Annotated in this window: 14 protein-coding genes; 5 read left to right on the top strand and 9 right to left on the bottom strand. The window is 46.6% G+C overall.

Annotation, left to right across the window (positions count from 1 at the left end; translation table 11 throughout):
* Nucleotides 1–142: 142 nt before the first annotated feature.
* Both DYADSP32_RS01410 and DYADSP32_RS01405 read left to right on the top strand, forming a co-directional pair.
* Complete coding sequence (locus DYADSP32_RS01410; RefSeq protein WP_414617423.1) at nt 143–5,371, top strand: T9SS type A sorting domain-containing protein; 5,229 nt, start codon at nt 143–145, stop codon at nt 5,369–5,371.
* A 440-nt stretch (nt 5,372–5,811) separates the two neighbouring features.
* Nucleotides 5,812–8,958, top strand: coding sequence for a two-component regulator propeller domain-containing protein (locus DYADSP32_RS01405; RefSeq protein WP_149244367.1), 3,147 nt, complete (start codon nt 5,812–5,814; stop codon nt 8,956–8,958).
* A 15-nt stretch (nt 8,959–8,973) separates the two neighbouring features.
* On the opposite strand, the gene DYADSP32_RS01400 is transcribed toward DYADSP32_RS01405, so the two are convergent.
* From DYADSP32_RS01400 to DYADSP32_RS01360, 9 genes are all read right to left on the bottom strand, one after another.
* On the bottom strand, nt 8,974–9,615 hold the full coding sequence (locus DYADSP32_RS01400; protein ID WP_149244368.1) for a response regulator transcription factor: 642 nt from the start codon (nt 9,613–9,615) through the stop codon (nt 8,974–8,976).
* 735 nt (nt 9,616–10,350) lie between these two features.
* Complete coding sequence (locus tag DYADSP32_RS01395; RefSeq protein ID WP_149244369.1) at nt 10,351–10,560, bottom strand: hypothetical protein; 210 nt, start codon at nt 10,558–10,560, stop codon at nt 10,351–10,353.
* Nucleotides 10,561–10,879: 319 nt separating this feature from the next.
* Nucleotides 10,880–11,932: an alpha/beta hydrolase gene (locus DYADSP32_RS01390; RefSeq protein ID WP_414617422.1), complete on the bottom strand. Its 1,053-nt coding sequence runs from the start codon at nt 11,930–11,932 to the stop codon at nt 10,880–10,882.
* A 139-nt stretch (nt 11,933–12,071) separates the two neighbouring features.
* A complete protein-coding gene (locus DYADSP32_RS01385; protein WP_149244371.1) occupies nt 12,072–13,442 on the bottom strand; it encodes an enolase C-terminal domain-like protein in 1,371 nt (456 codons plus the stop codon).
* Between the two features lie 29 nt (nt 13,443–13,471).
* Nucleotides 13,472–14,902 (bottom strand): hypothetical protein, encoded by a 1,431-nt coding sequence (locus DYADSP32_RS01380; protein ID WP_414617421.1) that lies wholly within the window; start codon nt 14,900–14,902, stop codon nt 13,472–13,474.
* Nucleotides 14,903–14,981: 79 nt separating this feature from the next.
* Nucleotides 14,982–16,631: a RagB/SusD family nutrient uptake outer membrane protein gene (locus DYADSP32_RS01375; RefSeq protein WP_414617420.1), complete on the bottom strand. Its 1,650-nt coding sequence runs from the start codon at nt 16,629–16,631 to the stop codon at nt 14,982–14,984.
* Nucleotides 16,632–16,653: 22 nt separating this feature from the next.
* Nucleotides 16,654–19,998 (bottom strand): TonB-dependent receptor, encoded by a 3,345-nt coding sequence (locus DYADSP32_RS01370; RefSeq protein WP_414617419.1) that lies wholly within the window; start codon nt 19,996–19,998, stop codon nt 16,654–16,656.
* Between the two features lie 191 nt (nt 19,999–20,189).
* A complete protein-coding gene (locus DYADSP32_RS01365) occupies nt 20,190–21,251 on the bottom strand; it encodes a FecR family protein (protein ID WP_149244374.1) in 1,062 nt (353 codons plus the stop codon).
* Nucleotides 21,252–21,361: 110 nt separating this feature from the next.
* The gene (locus tag DYADSP32_RS01360; RefSeq protein WP_149244375.1) at nt 21,362–21,904 is read right to left on the bottom strand and encodes an RNA polymerase sigma-70 factor; all 543 of its coding nucleotides are present in this window, start codon (nt 21,902–21,904) and stop codon (nt 21,362–21,364) included.
* Between the two features lie 696 nt (nt 21,905–22,600).
* On the opposite strand from DYADSP32_RS01360, the gene DYADSP32_RS01355 reads away from it, so the two are divergent.
* From DYADSP32_RS01355 to DYADSP32_RS01345, 3 genes are all read left to right on the top strand, one after another.
* Nucleotides 22,601–24,070 carry a PKD domain-containing protein gene (locus DYADSP32_RS01355; RefSeq protein WP_149244376.1) on the top strand — a complete coding sequence of 490 codons (1,470 nt, stop codon included), beginning with the start codon at nt 22,601–22,603 and terminating at the stop codon, nt 24,068–24,070.
* Between the two features lie 294 nt (nt 24,071–24,364).
* Nucleotides 24,365–25,192 (top strand): hypothetical protein, encoded by an 828-nt coding sequence (locus DYADSP32_RS01350; RefSeq protein WP_149244377.1) that lies wholly within the window; start codon nt 24,365–24,367, stop codon nt 25,190–25,192.
* A gap of 18 nt (nt 25,193–25,210) precedes the next feature.
* The gene (locus tag DYADSP32_RS01345) at nt 25,211–25,966 is read left to right on the top strand and encodes a carboxypeptidase-like regulatory domain-containing protein (RefSeq protein ID WP_149244378.1); all 756 of its coding nucleotides are present in this window, start codon (nt 25,211–25,213) and stop codon (nt 25,964–25,966) included.
* Nucleotides 25,967–26,126: the final 160 nt, after the last annotated feature.

The raw sequence follows: 26,126 nt of genomic DNA, 5'->3' as shown, positions 1-26,126 counted from the left end.
CTCTCACTCGTGCCGGCATGTTCACCGCATAACGAGAGCATCTGCGACAAGCTAGCCGTCTTAAAAGACAATTTCACATTATTCATCATGGTCTTGGGAAGAAGGTATAATGACATTCCCCCTACCTCAAAATGCGAAAAACATGAAGAAAAAATCTACTCATCATGCATGTAGGATCCGATATGGAGACCTCCCGCTGCATTCGCCAAACTTTAGCAATCCAGGCCTCCGTTTTTTTCTCGCGGTGATGATGCTCCTGGTGGTATCTTTCTCCCATGCCCAGACGATCACCTATCCCTCCGCGGCACAACCCCTGACGCGCGGAATGGGATCGTCCTTGCTCTCAGTCAATGTTGGATTCACAGCCGCTTGTACGGGTGTGAATGTTGAAATACCTTTACCCGCTGGCGTATCCTATGTTTCAGGAAGTGTAGTGGCAACCGGAGGTGCAGGAGGATTGACCATCACCGAAAACGGCGGCACCAAAAGTCGTCCCAAGTTTTTAGTGAGCAATGCCGTCATTGGAAATAATATTGCTTTTACCATAGCACGTATCGCTGACTGCGGGGCCGGTGCCAGCGGTAAGGACAGCGTGTATGTAACCTCCTCCTGCGGTACTGTCAGTGAATTGGGTGCAGCAGTGAATACCTATAACATCCTGGCGCCATCTTTGTCCATCACCCCCCCGGCGGCGATTGCCAATGCCAACGTAGGAGGGACTTACAGCCGCACTTTCTCAGTCACCAACGGTGGTAACGGATGCCTGGATACGCTGCGACTTGGTATCAAACGCCCTTCGGGAAGCATCGCTTCACCCGTGCTCAAAATTGGAGCCACAGTGATAGCACCTACCGGCACCAATGCGGACAGTACGTTTTACAAAATATATGCGGCTGACCTGCCTGGTGGCGACAACCTGATGTGCAACGGCGAAATGATCACCTTTACAGAGGAGTTTACACTGCTCAATTGTGCCGGCCTCACCACTACCTATCTGGCCAGTTGGGGGCGCCCGGGCAATATCTGTCAGACCACCTCAGCGACGGGTATTGTGACCATGTCGAGTGGCGTGCCTAATCTAGTGGCAGCGTTCTCAGCTCCGCCTATGACGAACTGCGGTGTGCTGCCTCGAACTTATACCCTGACCATTACAAACAATGGCACCACGCCAGCAAGCAATATCAATGTTACGATAGGAAATGCCAGTTCGATTTTTATTCCTTCCTATGCCTACTACATTGATACCACCTCCGTGTTAGTAACTGCACCATCCTTAGCGGCATACCATCCCACGAATCTGAATGTAGCGGGAAGGCTACTCGTTGCGTATCTAAACAACACCGTTCCTTTATGTGCCGGTGGAAAAGTAGGCATGTTTGATTTCAATATGCCCTCAGGTTATACCCTTGCGGCAGGACAAAGTATCACCGTTACTTTTAACATGCAGACTTGCGAGGGGAACCAGTGTAATGACAATTTTGCAGCGGGCAATGTCAAGACAGCCATAACCTACAAAGATCAATGTGGAATCAATAATTATTTGCTACCTTTTGGAACACCAACCATCGCACCAGGTCCTACGCTTATATTAAATACACTTGCTCCTCAATTCCCTGCTCAGGTTGCTTCCGGAAGTTGCTTTGAATACAAGCTAGACCTGTCAATGTTTAAAAGTTCCGATCCCGCAACTCCTTTTGGTTATGTTGAGTATGGCGTAACAGTTCCTGCGGGGTTTTCACTTAATACAGCCGTTGAATCGGGCAGTGGACTCGTACCACATGCCGGATATCCGAAAATGATAGGTAATGTGGCCATTTTTCGCCACAATATAGTTCACCCACCTGGAACGGGTCAAAGCGCTCATACGGTGAAATTCAACTTCTGTGTAGATGCAAGTGTCTGCGGCACTTTTCCTATTTCCGCCTACGCAACTACGAGCAGAGACAGTACTTGTACCAACCCCATAGTCGCAAAAGAATGTGTCAGCGGAAATATAGATGTGTTCTGTGGTGTGCCCTGTGTGACCGGCGGTGTTATACCTACGACTTGGTCGTATTACCGGTCCAGCTACGGCTTACCTGACAATGACAACGATGGTATTCCCGATCCAAGCGGAAGTATAGACTTTACAAAAATTGACCGGGATCGTTATCGTCCCGGCGATATTCTGCACAGTGAATACAAGTCGTATATTGCTAATCAATCGTCGCCCAGTACGATCACCAATTGGAACTATGTCTACAGCGACTGGACATTCAGTACAGGAAAGTGGGCACCATCTGGCACTGCGACCGTTACAATCAAACGTGGAGCCACCACATATTCCTTAACAGGCATCACCATCAGCACTGTTACCGCAGGAACCGCTTTCAAAGCAGACTGGAGTACCAATCCTGCACTACCGCTAGGATTCACCTATCAACAAGGGGATAGCGTGATCGTAGAAGCCGATTTTATGGTAGATGGGAATCCGATCAGTGTTTCTGCATTTATGGGCCCTGGATTCAGCAGCGATGCACCCGGAATTATACAGCTATCTCAGATGGTGTATGCCTCGCAAACCGCAAATCCGGCAGCCGGCCCAGGAAGTGGCCCTGACCGTTTCACGTGTTTTGTTCCAAAATACAATGCCAATGTGATCGGATTGCAGCATTGGGTGTCCTACGATGGGATCAATGAAAACGGTCCGGTCGGATGCCAGAATTTTGACATCGCAGCAAACCTTTACACCAGGAAATTGGGAACCTATTCCAGTGGCAGATACTTTACTTTCGAGTACAGACCCGAGGCGATCCCTGACACTATAACGCTTGATATTCCTGCAGGCTGGGACTATGTTAATAGCCTATCGACAACCCTTTACTATACCAACGCGCCAGCAATCGCCACACTATTGCCGTTAACCATTACACCAACAGCAAGCGGATATATGGGTGGCACCCGTCTTACTTATGATATCAAGACGCTGCTGCAAAATGGGACGATACCGCATTGGGGTACAGATGGAATGCAGCTCTATTTGTCAAATAGAATAAGACCCAATTGCAGCACACCGGCTACTGCAAATGTTACCATCACAGAATATGGGCATATGAATGATTATCCGAATTCCACAAATCCGCAACATTTTGTGTTAAGTGACACGCGTCCAATCAACTACAACCTGGCCAACCGTCCTGCTGTCGCCCTCCAGAACAACACCGGCGAAGTCCAGGGAACACTACCACAGCATTTCTGGGATGTACAGGTCAACAGCACCGGTAGCACCAATGCGCCTTATGTATGGCTCGCCCTGGAACAAGGTGCATCAGGGATCTCCATTGACAGTGTGGTGCTGAAACCCTCCAACGTCGTAATGAGTGCGGCCACGTATGCTGGTACCAAAAAATGGTATCAGGTGAACGCAGCAGGTATAGCCAGCGGCAGTAATCAGCAGGCCCGGGTCTATTTCAAGTACAACAGCTGCGAAGCCGACAGCATCAAGCTGCTGACCGGCTGGAGCTGCAGCGGATTTCCAGCCCCAGATCCCACGGCAAACTCCTGCAGCGAGATTTCTACCTATCTCAAAGTGTTGCCACAGCCAAGTCAGATCCAGCTGTCGGTGGCCAAGCAGCCCCTATCCCCTTCCATTGCATTGTGTACGCAGGATAATGTAGAGGCGGTGGTCAACAGTGCGCTGGGAGCCAATGTGGATAATCCAGGCGTAACCGTAGTCGTTCCTGCCGGGATGACCATTACCCTACCCATTGAAGTTGAATATCCCCTGGGCAGTGGCATCTGGCAGAATGTGACGCCAACGGTGAGTGGAACCAACTATATAGTTAATCTGGAAAATCATACCGGTATCGGCGCAAACGGCTTACCAGGTACAATCCTAAATCCAGGCGCTGACGGAAGACAAGCTAAGATCAGGGTCACTTACAACACGACCTGCGATTTTATCAGCGGCAGCAAGATCGGCTTTGTAACAAATGGGCAAAAACCCTGTGGAGGTACCGTAACCGGCGACGGCAACTTTGCCAGCACCAACCCGGTTAACATTACCGGGGCGACTGCGGTAGGAACAGCTGGGTTGACCATGAATCTTGCCAACACGGTTTTGACCTGTTCTGCGCCTGAGAACATGGCGCTTGAAATTATCCCGGTGGGCTCAGCCACCGCTGTAGGCGATACTGCAGTGTACACCCTTCCGGAAGGTCTCAATTACACGGGAACCTTTGCACCAGGAGCCAACTGTACCGGCTGTACCATCACAGCCACCTTGTCAGCAGGGTCCACCATTCTTAAAATAGCCATTCCGAGTGGTATCGCTGCAGGTTCCACAATCGGTTTTACAATTGGTATCCAGGCCTCAGGCAACGGAAATGGCTGCGGCGAAAAAACAATACTCGGGGAGCTACGCAGAACGGGCGCTACGCTGCAATGTGGCGGTGTAGACTGTCCAAAACCATCCACTTCCGTTGTTGGCAATGCCAGCCAGGTGGTCACTATCCTTAAGCCCAAGCTGGATGTATCCGCGTTCAACTTTACGCAAACCGGTGCCACTATTAATTATACAGTGCAGCTTACCAACAACGGTACGGCAGCATCGGCGGCTGGATATGCCTTGAAAATATACTGCGGTGCACCCTCAGGAGGCGTGGTATTGCATACCATTACAACCAACGCCCTGGCCGCAGCTGGCACCGACTCCTACACAGGATCCTTTTCCACAGGTGGCTGCGCTGCCGGAACGCAACTGGTGGCACAGGTAGACACGGCCATGGCCAATGGAGCACATCCGGCATGTACCTGCTCCACACCCTCTCCTTCCACCTCGGCTCCGTTACCGGTAACTCTGGTCAGCTTCAAAGCCAGTAAAGAAGGACAGACCGCCGTTCTCGAATGGGTTACAACTGCCGAAACCAACAGCGAACGGTTTGAAATAGAACGCAGCCAGAGCGGCAGGTACTGGTCGAAATCCGGTGAGCTTAAAGCCAAAGGGGAAAGTTCCGAAATAGTCAATTACACCTTCAAGGATACAGATCCCGAAAACGGGGATAACCTGTACCGCCTGAAAATGATTGATCAGGATCAGACCTTTACCTTCAGCCGGGTAGTGAGCCTGAACTTCGACATCAAGGACAAGGTGAATCTCTTCCCAAGTCCGGTGAGCGAACTACTTACAATCAAAGTTCGCGACTGGAATGATGTCAAAGACGTTGAAATGTTTGATGCCAATGGGAAACTCGTTTACGAATCACACCGCAGATCCGCAGTGGAGCCACGCCAGCAGATCAATGTCAAACATTTGGCACAGGGAGTTTACATGGTCAAACTGACCCGCAAAAATGGTACAATGACCACGCACAAGATTGTCGTGGTAAAATAAACACAGAACCTGTCCTTTGGTTATATCAAAGGTTGTAGTCAGAATCCTTTTCCGAAAATTCGGAAAAGGATTTTTTTTTGTTTTACCTCAGACTGAAAAATCAGACCAGTCAACTTACATCGAGAATGTCTGCATGTCCCTTTTTACCTGACGGCCCTTTGAACCAACAACATTGTTAACCGTTATCAGACTGAAATCAATTTATCCTTCATTGGCATCTCATGTACGTACATATCATGCCGTTCTCTAACCTTCACTTACCCGAAAAGTGAGATTTCCGACGTTAAACCTAATTTTTAACAACAAAAACCTCTATAATATTAAGTAATATTCTATTTTAGCAACCAGATTCTGTCAAAAGAGAAATTATCTGTAACCGCTATTAATTAGCGGAGCAACAGAGCTGAATCAAACCAACGCCACCCCCTCCATAAACCTTAATGATACAGTTCCTATTAAAAATTTTGGGCCTTAGCCTTATTCTGCTTTTTTTTACGATCAATGTAGAAGGACATGATGAACAGGCTTTCAACCGGCGATACTCCGTTGTGAATTACACCGACGAGAATGGGCTCCCCCAAAACAGCGTTAAAGCCATCACCAGAGACCGTGACGGATTCGTCTGGATCGCCACGGAAAATGGATTGGTTCGGTTTGACGGTTTACATTTTTTTACCTTCAATAAAGACAACACCGGGATCACAAACTCACGTTTCTTCGAGATACAGCCGGATCTGGAAGGGAATAAAGGTAGAGTCTACGCCGCCTCTGACGATCATATTTTACGAATTGAAAACGGTATTGCACTTGACGATTCCCGTGATTCAAAAAAACGATACAGAAAAATACCACACTACATTGAAAATTACAGTAAAAGGTTCCTTTCCACCGGCCTTCCCAATCACAATTTGGAAACATTCAGCTCGCAATTCGCTCATTATATAATTCTCATCCCAGGCCTAAAAGGAGCATTTTATTTACTGAGTCATAGCCAATTGGAATTATATCAAAACTGGAAAAGGGTATGGGCCCGGACCATTCATAATCGGGTTTACGAAAGATTTTTTACCCATGCGGGAGCAATATATTACCTAACCAACGAAGGAGATGTTCTAAAATACGGCCACAATGGAAACACACTGATGCCTATCCGGGGAGACATTCTTCGCGATGACCCCAAAAATAAGAATCGATCTGACTACAAAATATATTGGAATAATGTATCCGACCAGGTTTTTATTTTAAATGGATCAAAATTGTATCAGATGGAAATGACCACCGGAAATAGCTGGTCAAGCAAATTGATCCTGGACGGATTTGACTTCAAAACAAACAATATCAAAACACTCCATTATGAGGCTAAGACAGGAAAACTGTTTCTAGGCAGTGTAACAAGGGGCTTGTTTATTGTCAGTAAAAAAGCCTTTCATCCCATAAAAATAAGTGAGAACGATGATGAAAATGTCTCATACGCACAAACCCTCTTTGGAAAAGACAAAGTTTTGTCTTCTACTGGCAATGCCCTTGGGATGGAGCGATCGGGTAATGTAGTTCAACTTACCCTGCCAGCGATACGAGATCAACGAATTGCTGATAAACGAGCAATACTCACCGACCATCACGGGAACATCTGGGTTAAATCGTTCACAGTTTTATTCAAATTCAATTCCGATGGAACCAAAGTTCTGAATACCCGGGAAATGAGCGACGAGATCAAGACGCTCTACGAGGGGAAAGACGGGCGTATTTGGCTGGGTCTAAAGTCTGGAGGGCTGTATTTTATTGACACAAAACTGAACAATTCAGATCCGGTGGCCTTTAAAAAGAATTTTGCCCCAGAAATCAGCTACCTCCTTCAAACAGAAGAGGGCCTGCTTTGGGTCGGAACGCGTAATGGTTTATTTAATATCAACCTCAAAAATAGGGCATCATTCCGTGTTCCAGGATCAGAAAAACTGAACGTGAGAAGTCTCTACGCGCCACCCGGACCAGATAAGGGTCTTTTTGTTATGACCTACGAAAACGGAATTCTGTTTTATCACCATGGCAAACTCACAAAACTCCCATTGGATAATGCTAAAAACCTCGTCGCAGCCCACTGTATGATCGAGGATAAAAAAGGGTTTTTGTGGATCCCTACAAACAGAGGACTATTTCGTTTTGCCAAAGCGGACATGATGGCCTACGCAGCGCTTTCTGACAAGAAGCAGAAAGGCGATAGGGTGTTATTCTATAATTATTTCGAAAAAGAAAATGGATTTATCACCAACGAATTTAACGGTGGCTGCCAGCCGTGCGCTTTAACACTGCCAAACGGAACCATATCGTTGCCGTCTCTCAACGGTTTCATTTGGTTTGATCCTCTCTCTATTCCATTAGAATTAGCTGACGACAATTTTGTAGTGGATCAGTACACTGTTAAAGACAGCACAAAGTTCATTACCAAAGACACTTTGTTCCTTGGTGTTAACCCGGGGCAGATCAGCTTCCACGTTTCAATGCCTTATTTTGGTAGTGAAAACAGCCGTCAGCTTGCCTACACCATTTCATCCTCAAACGCAAAAGCTGAGCGGTGGAACCCCATTGACGCTAACAATCCGGTGATACACCTTTCGGGACTTGGTAAGGGTGATTATACGCTGACGGTCAGAAAAACAATTGGATTTGGCCTTACCAATTATCAAATTAAAAAAATCAGAATTATCATTCCTGGTCACTGGTATGAAAGCTTTTCGTTTAGAATCCTCTGCGTTATGCTGATCGCCATTGCGATACATCTTTACATAAAGAACCGACTCACTCAACTACGAACAAAAAACGATGAACTTGAAGAAAAGATAAGATTAAGAACCAACAGACTACAGGAGGCACTTATCGCCCTTCAGAATTCCGAAAAAGACCTACAATGGCAAGTTTATATTCGAACCCGCCTGGTTGCCTCTATTAGTCACGATGTGATGACACCTCTGAGATACCTGCATCAAGCCGCCGATAGAATTGAAAATTTGGCTAAAAATAAGGCTTATGAAAGAATCCTTGTTATTGGCGATGAGGTCGCAAAATCTGCCGGACAATTGGTAGTCTTTCTCGAAAACATGATCGCTTATATCAAAACGCAAGTTCAAGGCCATGTTGACTTTCAAAACATCAATCTCCTGGAACTGATTCAATCAAAAGAACAGTTTTTTGTCACCTCTTTAATAGAACAGTCAAACAAAATGGAAATCTCGGTAGATCCCGGCATTACCGTTCGTTCAAATCAAAAATTACTTGGTGTCATCTTACACAACCTGATTGACAACGCAAATAAGTTTACGTATAACGGAACCATTACCTTGTCAGTCGAATATCACGGATACGCTCTGCATCTCATCCTGGCCGATTCGGGCGTAGGAATGCCTGCCAACCTTGTTCAATGGATAAATGAAAAACAAACTGATAAAGAATCTACGCAAGATGAATACAATGGATTGGGGTTGATCATCGTAAACGAACTCGCGGCAATGATTAATGTCCAGCTCTTTGTTGAAAACCGATCCGGAACTCGGTTTCATTTGATCTTCAAGGACGCCATTCGTGCCATTTGATTTGAATATCCATTACTAATCAGGTTTTATCTTCTTGAAAAGATCAATCACATTGGTTACCTGCAGCTTTTCGAATATGCGGCTTTTGTGCGTGCTGACGGTGGTAAGTTTCAGGTTTAACTCAGTCGCAATCTCTTTGGTCCATTTTCCCTGTAAAAGTAACTCCATCACCTCCCTCTCCCGTTGAGAAAGTGGATTATTTGGTGCAATTGTTTCCAGGTTGAGTTTTGTAAAATAGCTATTCGTAATCAAATCCTGAACCACTGGTGTCACGTAACGCTTGTTATTCAGCACGGTACGAATCGCCAGCCCTATCTCTTCCTTCGCAGAAGATTTGGGAATGAAACCATTTGCTCCCGCACTCAGGAATCGAAGCGCATATCGCTCCTCATCCTGACCCGTAAAAACAAGGATTCGTACCCCAGGCTGTTTGCTTCTGAGGGTAGCAATCATGCCATAAGATCCTCCCCCGGGAACCCCTATATCCAAAATGACCAAATCCATCAGTTTTTTGGTTTCAAGTAAAACCAATGCGCTGGGTAAGGAATACGCGATCTGTACCGCAGCATTACTAAAGTGGTCAGTTATTATTGATTCTAGGGCAGAGGCTACGATCTTGTGATCCTCTACGATTAATATCTGGAGATTATTTTTCATAACGGGTTGAGAATGGGAAACTACATTTGACAATGTAGTATTTTAATTCTCAAATATAGTCGTTTCAGGATATCTCGCCTAATAGCACTAATCCTATATTCATCGATTTATTCTAGTAATAATGCATTTTACAACGCGCGCTTATACTATACACGCACCCCGAAAATACTACATACTTGTAGAACTCAAAATCCAACCATAGTTGACGAATCCAATCGAGCTGTGTGGATGCAGGCCTTGGCGCATCATTACCAATGCCCCTCACGAAGAGAACTTCCATCCCCTATTGATCGGCGCAAGCAGTCAGCTACCAGCTGGAACACTGCCAGTCACTACACCCGCTAAGCGTTGATTCTAATAAAGCAGAGATATTAAAACAACCTAACGCCCACGGTTAAACGATGCCACTATCCCATGATATATCTTTAATTACCTTCACGTTGTAATGGTTGAGCATGCGCCTCTCTGAAAAAAGCCTTCAAATTTTGCGATTGGAAGGCTTTTTTACGGAAGGCATGGACTGCTACGCCGGAGTCTTAATTTATTCAATTTTTAAATTACGTTTTATCTTGATCGTGACCCACAGGGATGATGCTTTGCAGCGAAACTTCAAATACAAAGAGCGATATTATTGTTGACTGACTGGTGAATAATAATTATCAGCATTAAACAATCTGGAAATTTTCATCTCTTCCTCCAAGGCAACAATCCGCCTTCTGATTTTCCCTGAATTAATCATCTGTCGCTCAATAGCGGCACCAAAATGATTGTCCGAAGATTCCGTTTTTCATTCTCATTGAGCTGCCGCCTGCTCTCTGACGTGCACAAATACTTGCCAATGATGGGGCACAGGTTCAGATGTTTGATCCACTCTCCCATCCGCTTGTAAAATCCTGCGAGGTACGCAGGCCCCGGCATGTAGTTGACGCCGTACATGTTGTGCATTGATAGAGACAAAATATCGAGTTGGAAACCCGTTGCGTGTAAGATTCAAACGCATCACAAAATGGGTTATCCTCCTCTAATTTTTCCTTGCAGGCTAGATGGAGAACAAAGCGTTCAAATAGCTCCGAATGCGTAGCCTACGAATCGGAGTCATAGAATTCAATACTCGGTAGCAGCGATGGAAAGGTCAGAACTATATTTTATTTGAAGCTATTTGAACCGCTATATTTTAACGGATACAGAATAATTGACCACAATCCATATTGTACCCTCTTTCGCCGACACCACGCTCTACTTTTGCCCAACGCGGATGCCCACCCTATTTCACGTCTCCGGCACTGGCTATGTGTCCAAATGAAGCATCCAGCATACGATAGGCTTCCAGCCGAACCTCAAGTGGGAAATCGTGCCCGGCTTTGGGATATCGCACCTGAATATTCTTTTCAGCGTTGAGAAAGTTGTAGACTTTTTTTGCCTCTGCGATACCCTTCACCACGCCCTTGACATCGAAATTGGCGTCATTTGTTGGGGAATTGGAGAAAAAAGTGCGCGGTGCGAGCAGAGCTATGATTTCCGGAAAATCGAAGGGAAGCTTAGCAGCATCCAGGTTATAGCGGTCCCTGATCCGAGGCATGTACCGATCCTGTGCCCATGGCCCCAGTTTGCCTCCATACTTCCGGGAACCTTCCTCCCCAATATCATAAAAATTCCAGGGTGTCCAGCCACTGCTTGACACGATAACCTTCGGGCGTGTGTCGAATGCACCTAGAAACATGGCATTGTGCCCACCCAGGGAATGCCCGATAACACCAATCTTTTCGGCGTCAACATCATCCCTGTTGACCAAAAGATCCACACAACGCATGTGGTTAAAAATACCTTTCATGGTGCCGGAATCATAGCTGTCAGCGTCAAAATTATAATGCTGCAACTCGCCCATGCTTGGATAATCGGGGGCAATCACAATATAACCTCTGCTGGCGAGCTCCGCTGCTACAGACCGGTTGCGCAACGGGCTTTCTCCGTCCACGAGTCGTTTCCCCCCGTCGCCCGTTCCATGGAGAACCACCATGGCCGGCAACTTCCCGCTAATGCTCTTTCTAAATGGTATGTACAAGTAGGCCGTCAGGCGCTCATTTTCTCTCACCCGAAAATTAATGGAGTAACGGTGATAAGAAGTGGTTTGGGCGGTATCTGTAACTACGATATCCAAAGACGGCAAATGCGACCGATCGGGTAACGGACCAGTAACCTCTTCAATTGCTTTCAATATTTGCCCCCTTTTCTCCTCCCATGCAGCCAGGTTTGTGACCGGTTTGACTGCGCCGGCAGGATCTCTGTATGACAACAGAGGGGCTGGTAAGTCTGCCATTTTGGGTTCTAACAACGACAACAAAAGCCAAAATGGGACGATTATAGTGGAAAGGCTAAACATCATCTGAAATGAACCGTTTGAAATTATTTATGCTGAGCATGTTACTTCTGACTTCTTTTCAATTATCCACCGGGTGTTAGTGGAACAGGTTTTCGTAATGTGGCAATTTGTCAAAAATACCGCCGCTACGGTTATAAAAATCCTGGTTGAGGTCGAAAACACCATCGTTCACGCCGGCCCAGGACGCATCCGGATAGCTCAGATAACTGCGCATACGTGTCCAGTTTTTGTAATTCATATCACCATTGGTTTCCAGTAATCCCATGTCCAGATCCGGGAAAGGAGCCAGGCGGGCCGCCAGGTTTTTATGCCATTCCAGCAAAACCGGATTTACGGTGAGGTCTGAGCAGGCGCAGGGAATATGGTGTTCGTGGGCAATTCGGGCAATTTTCATGGATAGACTTTGTGTTTTGGCAACAGCTTTCAGAATGATAGCGCCGTAACCGAGTTCTATACATTTACGGGTACTTGCCTCGTCATTGGCTCGTTCGTCAGCCGCAATTCTGATACCAAGTCCGCCCACGTATTCATCGTTGGTTTCTGGGAGGGGTTCTTCGATGAACAATATGTGTTCAAAAGCACCTATTTTGTGGGCATATTGAATGAGCTTTTCCAGAGTTTCTCTTTTCTCATAGCGGCCGTTGGAGTCCAGGGTATACAGTACTTTCCCACTTTTGGTATGACTACTGGTACGGTTTTTTAACGCCGCATGGATCTCTGCCAGCCGGGCTTTGTCTTTTTCCAGCATTTGAGATTGGCTCCCGGGTTGCCCGGTTTTAATTTTTATTACAAAATAACCTTGTTCCACAGCCTGGGTTATTTCGGATAAGGGCATTCCATAAGGAACCTGAAACATCACAGCGACCTTTTTATTTTTGTAGCCAAGCGTTTCCCGGTAAACCTCCGGTATCATTTCGTCATAACCTGTCAGTCCATTTTCGCGTGCATACAACACCCATGCGGCATTGTCGAGACTAACCAGTGCATTCAGGAGGAAATTGATACTCAAATCCGGCTTTTCGGTCAGCCGTAAAGCCACAGGCCTCATCGCGGGGATCAGCTGATCCATCAATGCAATGGGATTTTCAAATGCTATTTCCCTGGTCTGCATGAGTGCTTTCTGCGTAAGCGTATACATGAGTGCATTGCCGGCCGCTTCCGGATAGTGACCAAAAAGATCGGCATCCCCATACAGTACACTTTGCGTGGCCAGGCCAATGCCATGATGATTATTTGTTGAAAGCCTGGAAACCGACTGCCAAAGCTCTGTCAGGTACCCGCCTTTGAATCCGAATGGACGTAACAATGGTTCTCTTTCAAAATTTGAATCGATGGATGTGACCCTTAACATGCCTGGTTTTTTCAGGTTTAAATTATTTGACGAATTTCCAGGATACGCCCAAACCGCAGCAATACCCGAACTTTTGATAAAATCTCTCCGGTCCATTGAATGTAGACAGTTTAGTTACCCCGTGGTTATTTTTGCAACAGCTTGTAAATGGCATTCATAAGGACACTTTCGACCTCCGGAGCAACATTGGAAGCAAGGTCGCTCACTTCATATCCTCCTCTTTTATAGGCATCAGTAGTCCCGATATAGCCAGGCCCCAAATCGCCATAGGCCGCCATGGCCACAAACTGATCCGGCCTTTTTGCTTTTGCAGCCAGCTGATATTCTACAAAAAGCTCGCCGGGGACATAAAGTACTCTGGCATTTTTGATTTTCAGGCAGGCTACCTCCAGCGTCACCCCGGCCTCAACCCTCCTAAGCCAGGCCATTTTACCAGCATTGCCATTATTTTCATGGAGCCGGTTGGGGCTTGATGCCAGTTCTGTTTTCAACTTTGCCAGGTGTTTGGCAGGTGGCAACCGGACAGGAACACTTGCCCAGTCAATATCACCGGCCTGGATCGTCTGGCGAGTAGTGGCTTCCCAGGCCAGCCTCATGCCCTCCTCAAGCCGATCTGCAAAAATCTTTCTGTTTTTTGTGGATCCGTCGTTATACTTCCCGGCGGCAATGTTGCCTCCGGCACCATTAAAATGAATGTGAAGGGCTTCCGGCTCAGCAAGCTGCCTGGAAAATCTGGCGACACCGGGAAAGTCCGGATTGACAACGCCGGTACGGTAATAGCTTTGTGGATGTGTTGCGTAAAAGGTCAGCACGGCAACAGGCTTGGATCCATTCCAAAAACTGACAAGAGACAATTCAGGATCTATCAGGCCTTCGGGTTGGGCCCGGATGGCTGAGTCCCGGGTGGTAGACATGCGTGTAGTCCTTACCTTTCCATCTGCTCCGTAAATACTCCTGTTGGATGCCACTTTATTCACTATTGATTTACCAAGTCCCATGTGTGTGATGGGTTGGGATTTACCAAGAGATTTCTGAACGGCCACCGTCAGATCCCGGAGTGCCTGCCGCGGGAAATTTCCGTCGAAGTGAGTGGGATGAATGTTTCCAGGATCAATGCCAGCCTCCAGAAGAACCTGCTCCGCCCCGGGGTCGTACCTCGGCGCGTCGTGCTGATGCAAAACGTTTACCGACACCCTTTGTGGTGTGGTTCCCGCTGCGGTGGCAAGCGCATTTTTAAACTGATCCATGCCCTCGTTACTAATGGCCAGCCAGTCGATCGCACACAGTACAATGGGCAAACCTGAGCCGAACAGCACGATCCCTTTTGCCCTCAAACCAAGATCCCATTTATTGATCTCGGGGTCGTAAGACAAATGGCTGCCCACCGGAGGGGTAACGTCTATATCGAAAGTGGATATCCGCACCGTGTCCGACTTCTGAATCGCCAGCGCTTCAAACGACCAGAAAACCATCAGGAAGGAGCTCAATACGGCGATACTTTTTAACCTGAATTTCAATGAACTTTTGCCATGAGGTTGCATAGATTTGTGATTCATGTGGATTTATACAAAAGCCGGGATGGGTCATAATCTACGATAAATGACTTCCCCCGGCTTTTATTTGATTAAATTAATCTCAGTAATTAGGATTCTGGACGAGCTTCGCGTTTTTGTCCATTACAACCTGTGGAATGGGTAAAAGGTAGTTTTTATTCGCAGAGAAAAGTCTTCCTCCGTTAGGTGCTTCAATAACAGCATACACCTTTTTGCCTCCTTCCTTCGTAATTTTCATGGCGTGAAATGCCCCGTTTAGTTTTGTTTCAGCCATTTTGAGCCGCAACAGATCAGTCCACCGCTTTTCTTCGAAAGCAAGCTCCACCCTTCTTTCCTGTTGAATAAAGGCGCGCATCTGATCCTGTGTGAGACCCGTTTTCAATGCCGGCAATCCAGACCTTTCCCTTACTTTGTTTACAGCTGTGTACACGGTTTCATCCGGGCCAGACTCCTCATTTTTCGCTTCTGCATAGCTTAGCAATACTTCGGCATACCTGAAAATAATAAAACTGGCGCTACTCAGTCTCTGATCGCCGCTGGCAAACTCATACTTTGGGTTCAACCCTTTTCTCAGGTAATAGCCCGTGTTGGTGGCCTCGTTTGCACTGGATAAATCGAGCGTATTCCGGGAACCCGAACCGATCCAGGTTTCCATCTCATAACCCAGCCATTTGCTTCCATCGTATACAATGGACTGGTAAAATCTCTTCTCACGATTGAGATAAGGGTTCTGAGGATCGTAGCCTGAAGCAGGATCGGTGATCGGGAGCCCGTTCGCCATAAAGTAAGAATCCACGATTTCCTGTGTCGGATTCGGCGCGCTCCACGCCCGTTGTGTACCGCCTACAATCCATGCGCCGTGAAGTCCCTCCCTACTCGATCCCAGCGTTGTGCCTCCGAGGTAAGCTTTATCGAATATAACCTCTACGTTGTGATTATTTTCTTCATAAAACAACGATTCCAGATCCGGGAAAAGGCTGTATTTGTTCAGATCCATCACCTGCTTATTGGTGGCTGCCGCCGCTGCCCATCGGGACTTATCATTGGAAGGATTTTTGAGTGGGCTGGCCTGGAACAATTCGCACCATCCTTTCAGGGTCAGAGCTGCACCTTTGCTGGCTCTTCCTTTATCGGGTGTGAGTGGCAAATCCGCTGCGATGGCTGCGCATTCATCAGCGATAAACTTGAAAGTCTCATCCGAGGTACTGCGTTCTCTGAAAATTTCATCGCCCTGTTCTCCCCGGTTTAATACTTCCGTAATGATAGGTACGCCACCGTAGCGGGTCCATAGGATCTGGTAAAAATAAGCCCTTAAGAATCTCGCTTCCGCGATCCTCATTTTCTTCCAGGTGTCGGTTAATGTACTAGCTGTTATCTTTTCGATAAACAGGTTACACTTTCTTATTTTGGTATAATTGGTGGTCCAGTCGTCGCGGACAGAACCTGGAGTGTAGCTCGACTTGGCGTAAGCAGTAAAACTGTAACCGGAAGATGACCCCCGCATGGTGTTGTCAGAAAAACTTTCATCAGGATCATTGGTGGTAAATGATCCGCTCAAAGCTCCATAAATATCATTGAGGAACAAGTCGGCATTACCGGTGGTCTGCCAGGCGTTGTTGTCGGACACCTGATCGGTCGGCGACACATCCAGATACTTTTCGCAGGAGGTGAGCAGGCCAGCGAAAGCAAGCACTGCGATTACCGAATATATGTTTTGAGTTATAGATCTCATGTTTACGGATTTAATCGGTGAATCAAAATGTAACATTCATTCCCAGTGAAACCACCCGCTGCTGCGGATAGTTGAGCCCTGAGCTGACGATATTTTCAGGATCGTAATTGACGATTTTAGTCCAGGTCAGCAAATTTTGTCCGGATACAAAAACGCGGGCATTTTTAATGTGAACCTTATCCAGGATAGACGAAGGAATGGAATAAGACAGCATGGCGCTTTTCAGTCTCATGTATCCCGAATCGCGCATCCAGAAAGACGAAACCTGGGTGTTGTTGGTTGTAGGGGCACTGGTGATCCGCGGGTTCAGGGCGTTGGTATTTTCAGGAGTCCAGTAGTTCAGATTTTCGATTACCGGAACTGTTCCTCCATAAAAGGCCCAGGCTGAGTAAAGACTGGTATAAAAATTCGTTTTAGCAGCTCCCTGGAACAGCAGATTCAGGTTCAGCCCTTTATAAGTAATATTGGGCATAATACCGTAGATGATTTGTGGTACATCCGGATTTCCGATTACCGTTTCGTCGTCGGTATTTATTTTTCCGTCCTTGTTCATATCCTCGTAGCGAATATCCCCAGGAAGTACCTTACCCCAGGGCTGCACAGCGATCCCTTCCTTTAACACACCGGTAGCTGAGAAATCGTCCACCTGAAAAAAGCCGAGTGATTTATAACCAAACTGCGTACCCAGAGGCCTGCCGGTCCGTCTCCGGTTAGGATTCCCATACGTAGAAGCGGTTTCGAATACTTTTAGCAAGGTGTTTTTGGCATAAGTAAAATTCCCTGTCAGCGACACGATCAGATCCTTGGTTACATTGTATTTGGTACCCACAGAAAGGTCTATCCCCCGGTTTTCCATTACACCGGCATTCACCTGGCTCAATCCAATTCCATATTCCGACGGCACTGTGACGTCGGGTGTGGTGAGCATATTTGATCTTTTTTCGTAGAAATAATCCGCTTCGATCGTCACCAGACCCCGCCAGAGTGTAGCTTCCAAGCCGATATCGGTTTTCTTGGCGCGCTCCCAGGTAATGTTTGGATTGGACTCCGCACGCTCGCTAATCCCCTGCACAGCCTTTCCGCCCAGCACATAAGCCGGCCCGTATACCCCGTATGTACTCAAATATTGAAAGGCGCTTCCTGCAAGTGCACCCACCTCGCCGTATGAGGCCCGAAGTTTCAGATTATTGACCCAGTCCACATTCCCTTTCATAAAACGCTCTTCTGATATCCGCCATCCCAGTGAGAAAGCAGGGAAGAAACCGAACTTTTTGCCCGGCGCAAAGTAGTAACTGCCATCGTACCGGCCACTTGCCTCAAACAAATACTTACCGTCATAATCGTATTGAGCCCGGTACACCACACCCACCTGCCGGGCTTTGGAGGAACTACCTGAATTGGAAATATCCGCCTGATTGGAGCTTCCCATGTTGAGCTCATCGATGGTAAGACCAAAGTTTTTCCGGGTAGCTCCAAAATTCAGCTGATCGTTCCCTTTGGCTTCAAACAGCCCTAGAAGCCCTACAAAATGTTTTCCAAAGGACCGGGCATAGTTCAGGCTCCCCTGGAATGTCAGCTGTGTTGCTTTGACATACCCTTCCGAAAGCTCCGCTGCCGAACGCTCCGCATAGGACACATTGTATTTTGTGCCACTGGGATCCGGTGCCCAGACGGCGATCGGTGTTAACCAGTTTTTATTAAAAGTGGAAGTCGGATCATAGGCCACAGCCCCTTTGAGTTTGAGCCCCTTGATGAAGCTGAGATCTTGTTCAATGGATAACTGTGAAAAGATTTGCGAAGTATTGATTTTTCGATATCCATCACTCTTAATCAGACCCGCCAGCAGATTACCGACAAGCCCATTGGGATGAATCTGCGTCCAGGTAGGATTGGCATTGGTAATGGTAATAAACATCCTGTCCGTTGTCGACGACGGATAATGATTGTTCTGTTCCCGGCCATTCAGGCTAAGCGAAACCTTGGTGGTCTTGGTCACCTTCGCATCCAGATTAAAATTAAGGTTGAAACGATGCTGATAGGTCGATCCGAACATACCTCCTTCATATTGATAACCAAGGCTTCCGTAATATTGCACAAGCTCGGTACCTCCCGAAATTTCCAGATTATGGCTGGTTAAAGGTGAATTTTTATTGACCAGATCCCAGGGGCTGTTGTTCGCAAAATTGACCGGATCAGAACCGTCTTTAAACTTTTGGAGATCCGCATCAGAATACTTGGCCGGCAGCCCTTCATTTCTGGAAGCTGCATTCAGCAACGATGCATACTCAAACGAATTGGGATATTTGGTGAGTACTGTTGGATTCTGAAAACCCATGTAACCATTGTAGGTGAGTGTTGGCACACCTGCTTTTCCCTTTTTAGTCGTGATCAGGATTACACCGTTTGCACCTGCCACACCATAAGGCGCCACCGCTGCGGCATCCTTCAATACCGTAATACTTTCCACAGAGTTAGGATCCAGATCCTGAAAGGCTCTGGGAATGTTGTCGACAACCAATAAAGGCTGACTATTTCCGGTTGTGGAAATACCTCTGATGTAGATACTCGAAGCATCTCGTCCCGGCTCGCCCGAGCCTTGACGGAAGATAACGCCGGACATTCTGCCACCCAGTCCGTTGCTCAGGTTGGTGATTGGCGTAGAGGCTACCTCACTCCCCGATATCGTAGAAATGGCGGCAGTTACCGAAGTCTTTTTCTGCGTTCCGTAACCCACCACCACAAGCTCATCCAGTGCCTTGGTATCCGGCTGCAGAACCACGTCCAGAGAGGTTCTATTACCCACACTTACCTCCTGAGGTACGTACCCGACAAAGGAAAAAATAAGGCTGACCGTTTCTTCGGGAAACGAGAGCTCATACGCACCTGCACCGTCCGTGACGGTTCCGCGCTGCGTACCCTTGATGACGACACTGACCCCTGGTAAGCCTTCTCCGCTGGCATCTGTCACTTTCCCAGTCAACTTCTTGTCGACGACGAGCGAAGTGAGGTCAGCCTCCAGACGTCCGGTAACCGGGACATTGGCAGACTGCGGCGTGTAAAGCATAATCTGCCCTCCAATGATTCTGTAGTCAATGTTCAAAGGTTTCAGCAACTGGACGAGCACATCAGATAACTTGCGATCGACAGCCGTTAAGGTGACCCGGCGGTTGGCACCAATGGTATTGGAACTGAACACAAACTTAACCTGCGCCTGCTTCTCCAAAAGCGAGAGCACTTTTTTCACTTCTTCGTTTTTGGCCGTCATGGTAATCTGACGATCCAGCAGTTCCTGGGTATAGCCCTCGTGAGCATATCCGAACGAAATTGCTACAAAAACCAGTAATGACTGTAAGATGGTAATCCTCATGATTTGAAGATAGAAAGGATGAACCCTTGTCCGTTTTTTCATTAGCTTTGCATGTTTTTGTTAATTTTTGAAAAATTTTGGCAAAAAAAATCTCCTTCTCATCCCTTTGGATGATGGCCTGCACGGTTACTGAAAGGAGGTACTTACTGAGCCGGATGTGGTGGGACACGTCCGGCTTTTTTAGGAAAAATTTACTTCATGTCAACTGTTGGGTTTAAGTGATCAGATAAACAACCTTTGCCGGTAACCAGTATTTTGGTTCCGCGTACTTCATATCGGGCATTCAAAGATGAACAGAGTAGTTCCAGCTTGGTAAACAGTGGCTGGCTGTTGATATCGGCAGTGATCAGGCAGCCACTCAAAGCTTCGTTTTCTAAAATGATTTCTATGCCATAGGCTTGTTCCAGTTTCTGAATGACGTGGATTAAAGCCGCATCTTCAAATACAAATGATTGCTCCGGGGCCGCCGTCGCACCTTCCGTTCGGATGACAATCGGATTGGCCACGAGACTTGTCACAAACGCGCGGCTCTCCCCATTGTACTGCACCTTTTGGTTTGCTGTAAGAATAACCCCGCTTTTCGTTACCTGATCGTTTGGTTCATTTTCCTGAAACACGGACACCTTGCCCGTAACCACCGAAACTTCAACAGCCTGGCCACCTCGCTGGCCGGCTACCCAAAAGCTTGTACCGAGCACTTTGGTAACTACCTCACCTGTGTGTACAAAAAACGGCTGGTTGGCTCTTTTAACCACTTTGAAAAAAGCTTTGCCAGCGAGATTCACCGTTCTCTTTTTCTCCTCAAAAACCACCTGATAGGAAATCCTGCTTGCTGGTGACAGGTGAACTTCTGTTCCATCGCTGAGCTGAAACACTTCCATAGTGGATGTTTTATTAGTTCTGGTAACAAATCCGGCGGCCTGAGCTGCGGTCGCCTGTTCCACAGAAGCGGGATTTAACTTTTGGTAGTAATAGTATCCCACCCAACCTGAAACCAGAAAAAATACCGCAGCCACTGCCCAATACCGGGAATAAAATGAAACCATGCGGGTAGGAACCATGGTTTCATGGGTGGTATTTCCCATAATTTGATTCCAGATTTTCTCTTCCAGCTGAACACCCTCGTAACCGGAAAGTGGTTCTCCGTGCTCATCCAGCATGACGAACCACTGCTCAACCAGATACTTCTCCCTCTCGGTACAATCTCCGCCACGGTAACGTGCCAATAAGGTACGTAAATGTTGTTTGTTCATAAAAAGATAATACGCTCTTAATAAAGACCAGAAAAGGTGTCCCGGGCGCAACTCTTATGATAATTAATTCGAAAAATTATATCAATAATGACAAAAAGCGAGATAATTCTTTAAAATATTATACCCGATATAAGGGTGATTATAAGAGCGATGCCCTTATGAAGGATCGTCCTGAGCTGTCGAAGGGCCTGGGTAATGTGATATTCCACCGTTCGTTCGGGTATACTCAGCTCAACAGAGATTTCTTTTGCAGATTTCCCTTCCAACCGATTAAGCATAAAAATATCTCTGGTTTTTCCTGCGAGGCTGCCAACAGCATCTTTGAAGGTAGTCTCCAGTTCGTCCAGAAACATTTCATAATCAGGTGCTGCTGTATCTGCCGCCACCTCGTCGGCCGCGAGTTCCAGATTGGCAAACTGCTTTTCGTTGTAGTAGTCAATGACGCGATTTCTCATGGAAACGAACAGGTAACTCCTCACATTGCTGATCATCAGCTCGGTCCGTCTTTCCCAAATTTCTACAAAAAGACTTTGTACAAGTTCTTCAGCCACATCCCTGTCGTGGGTTTTGGAGAGTGCAAAATCAAACAACCTACGCCAATACTCCCTGTAAATGGCTTCAAACCCTGCATGATCAAGTTTTATGTAGGGCATTGAAGTTTAGTGGTTATGTTCGTGATCGACATTTACAGTGATCTGTTTGTCAGTTTTGATCGCTATCTTAAATATCCAATATTTTTTTAGAATTTAAAAAGGTCACCTGAAATGTCCAGCACATTCATCCCTAAATTCAATAAGCATTACCAGATTCAGGTAGCCCTGTCGAAATAATTCTCATATGAGAGGCATTCATTTAAATAGGAGGATTTTAAAAATGGAGGTTTGTCCCGAACCACACCAGCCTGGCTCACAAACGGACGCGCACCAGTGATAAATGGAAAAATAGTTATTCTGTTCGATTACTGGGCTCTTTAAAGTAATCTATCAGTTGGTTAATAGTCTAACTCTATGTCCATTAGACTAATTGAATTTAAAACTAGCAACCTGAATCAATATACGTTTTGCAGGTGCATTGGCAGCATGAATAAACCCTCAATTGCGTCGTTTGTCGACGAAACCGGCTATTGGTCGACTACCCTGCTTCAAGCTCAAAATTATGCCCTAAACTTGCAAAGAAATAAGCTGAAAAGCATGGTACATATCCTTTAACTCTTAAACTACCCGACGCGTTATGTGACACTCAAAAATTGAATTCCCCGATGACTTCCACGGCCAAACCGATGGAGCTGGGAAAACATTCTCTTACGGAAACCTTAGGGTTTTAATCATTAAATAAATTACCATACAGCCATGTTAAATAAAAAATTAATACTCCCCATTTTCTCACTGTTTTTTCTGATCGTCAGTTGCAAGGACAACAAGGAAGTGAAGCCCGATGGAGGTCTCATAGCCCGGGCCGGTGGCGACCAGCAGGTCAAATTAGGGCAAACCGTTACGATTGATGGAAGCGCTTCTTCGGAAAGTAGCAACAAACCGTTCGATTTCAGCTGGGTTCTTGTAAAAAAACCAGCGGGAAGTTCGGCAGTATTGACCACACCCAAAACCAGCAAGGCAACCTTTGTACCTGACGAAGAAGGAGAATACGAGGCAGAACTCACTGTTACGAATGCGGATGGAACAAGCACAGACAAGGTTCTGATCACGGCCACAGCAGCCGAACCAGAAACACTGGATGCGAACATCACCGCAAAAACGGTGCTCATCAATCGGATTTCCAATCCCGACTTTCCCGACTATGTGGTATCAAAGGATATTGCCGTAAGTGCCGAACTGACCATTAACCCCGGCGTGGTTATTGCATTTGCCCGCGACACAAAATTCGTTATCAATGACAATGGTGGTTCCCTGATCGCCAAGGGAGAAGCTGATAAAAAGATCCGCTTTGAGGGACGCGAAAGAACGAAGGGGTTCTGGGCAGGTCTGCAAATCAATTCCGCAAGTGGCGCGAACGTGATGGAATACGTGGAAATAACCCATGCAGGGGCAAAAACCTTCACCGGCACAATCCGGGGCGGAATGGGACTGATGGGAGGTGCCAAAGCACAAATGGCGATTCGGAATTGTACTTTTGCTGCCAACAACGGGTTCGGACTCTACATCGGGAAGGGTGCTTCACTTTTGGGATTTGCCAATAATACATTTAAGGAAAACAATGAGGCGGGCATTCTTCTGGATGCAAACAATGTGAAATCGCTCGACGAAAACTCGGTATTTACAGGTGGTAATGGTCGCAATGTCGTTGAAATTTATTCTTCAATGCTTGATGGGAATACTTCCAGCGAAATAAAGTGGGCCGTACTCAAAGACAAAACACCTTATCGGATCTCAGAGACCATTGGCATCAACATTGGATGGAAAATACTCCCCGGTACCATCATTGAGTTTGGTCGTGATGTGGTGTTACGCATTGAGGACGGCTACATGGATGCAACCGGTACAAAGGATAACAAAATAATTTTTCGTGGTGCCGATGCCTCAAAGGGTTTCTGGAGAGGAATTCTCTTTTACACCAATAGTTCAAAAAATATCATCGAGCACGCTGAGATCAGCGGAGGAGGAAGCTCCAGACTGGTGTCGGGAATCAATGCCAACATTGGCATATATGGGACAGGTTCACGAATGTCTGTAAAAAATAATACGATCTCAAACAGCGCGGGCTATGGCGTCTACGTAGCCTTCCACACTATTGTAAATACCGATCTGGAAACGTCAAACGTATTTAAGGACAACGTACAGGGAGCGACCATCAGACAAAAATAGAAAAGCCTTCAAGATAAAGGTTGATCCTGCCGCACAGAGACCAGGCCTGAATTGAGAGCCATCAACACATAGTTGTTCCAGATTCCAAAGATCCGATTTGTGCCCGCAGATACCATAAAAATTGTCTGAATATATGTCTCCCCTGGCTGGCTGCAACTTAGCGCTGCGCAAAACATCGGTTATCTCTTGAGAGGCCGTTAAGGCCGGGTCAGTTTCCAAAATAAGTTATACGTATATATACCAAAGTAATCTTAATTCTCAACTCATTTAATAAAAGTTAACTCTAAATCACCCATGTTTAACAATTCAACAGCGTCACGTTTATACTTAAACACCCGCAAAGCAGCCCTCATTCTCCTGACAGCCGCAGGACTCTCGCTGCAAACTGCGTGTAAAGATGACGACAACAAGGTAACGCCCGATGGCACCAAGAATGATCCAACTGCTATCATTCCAGCGAAAGATAAAAAATTCAACTACATAGTCACGGACTCAGACGGCAGCACGTACAGGGAGGTTACACAGGTCAAAAGCATCAGAGACTCAGCCGGAATCGCTGTGTCTCATCTTGAAACGAGCATCACCGATGGCCAGGAGGTGTCTTTACTGAAGTGGAAAGCTTACAGCCAGAACGGCGTGACGACGAATGAAATTCCACTGCCGGCCGCCCTTACCCAACTGCTGGGACAAGTAGAAGAACTGGGTACTGTAAAGGATTTTAGAATAACCGGTTTCCCACAGTATCAGAAACGAGAAAACAAAGCCGCAGCAGGCAGCAGGATCACTTTCCCAGGCGACAATATCAAGATCTATGTAAAGCTCGAAGTCGAAACGGATGAAGACACAATCGTGGTCGTAGAACTGGAATCCACACTGGCCTATACGGACGGAACAGTTACCAAAGTAGAAAACCTCACAACGCCGGCGGGAACTTTCAATTGCAGTAAATGGGAATATGGCTACTCGTACGTGAATAAAGTGAAATACAATGGAAAGCCTGGTGATCAAACCACTGATACCTATACGGTCACCGATTGGACGGCGCCGGGTGTGGGGATCGTAAAATCAGTAGAAAAATCAAACGATACGGAGTCGGTGACAGAACTTCAAAAAATAGACTAAAGCTTTAAAGAAATGACTATGAATAATGTTTTCAGATACCTGCCGGTGCTAATTTTCATTGTCTCAGCCGCCTGTGAAAACAAAAATCCAGATCCTGGCGGGGTGGAGGAGAAAAAAGGGTATGCCACTGGAAAAGTGGTAGACACCCAGGGAAAGCCTTTGCAAGGGGTTGAAGTGGTGATTGAGAATACGATGATCTATAATTCCTCTCTTGTGGTATTTACCGATGCCAAGGGTTTGTATAAAGTCAAATTACCGCAAGTTGGAACGTTCGCTGCGTCGGCCAGCATCAAAAGGAAGCTAAATGACAAAACCTACACCTTATCACTTCATCCCAACTTGGACGAAGAGTTCAGCATAGACGGGGCCGTCAGGAATTTTGAATGGAAACTGACAGGAGCCAGGGGAAGTGCGTTGCAGGGGCATTATGGAGCCACGGTGTCGTTAAACAAATACGTGATGAGCCAGATATACGACTCCGAGAACATTGAGTTCAAACTCGTACCGAAAGGGCTGCTGGTAGACGGATCCACGGGAGCAACGCTGATATTCAGGCCTGGTCAACCCCATACGGAAGCGTATGATTACCTGACAGACATTCCGCTCGGCCGTTACGAAATAAGCGCGATATACAAAGGTAACGGACAGAATATTCCGTTGAAACTAGGCAAACAGTTCGATGACGTAAATGCGTTCAAGACAGTGTTACAGCTTGATTTTGAACCTCAAACCATGTGGGGAGATAATCTGGCCATCATCCAATATTCAGAGTGAGCATTAACAAGCAACATAGAACCGGCAGATAATGGACTAGCCGGCAGGTATTTCAGGTTTGGGTAATTATTAGAAGGGGGTTTGGAAGGGCTTTTGACTTTGTCGGGAGCTCTTTTTGTGTTGGCGGTCAGCTGTATTCCGAGGTGCACTTGCTGCTCTG

The sequence above is a fragment of the Dyadobacter sp. 32 genome (genome assembly GCF_902506755.1).
In the GTDB taxonomy this organism is placed as follows: Bacteria; Bacteroidota; Bacteroidia; order Cytophagales; family Spirosomataceae; genus Dyadobacter.
This window is presented reverse-complemented; position numbering and strand designations above follow the sequence as displayed.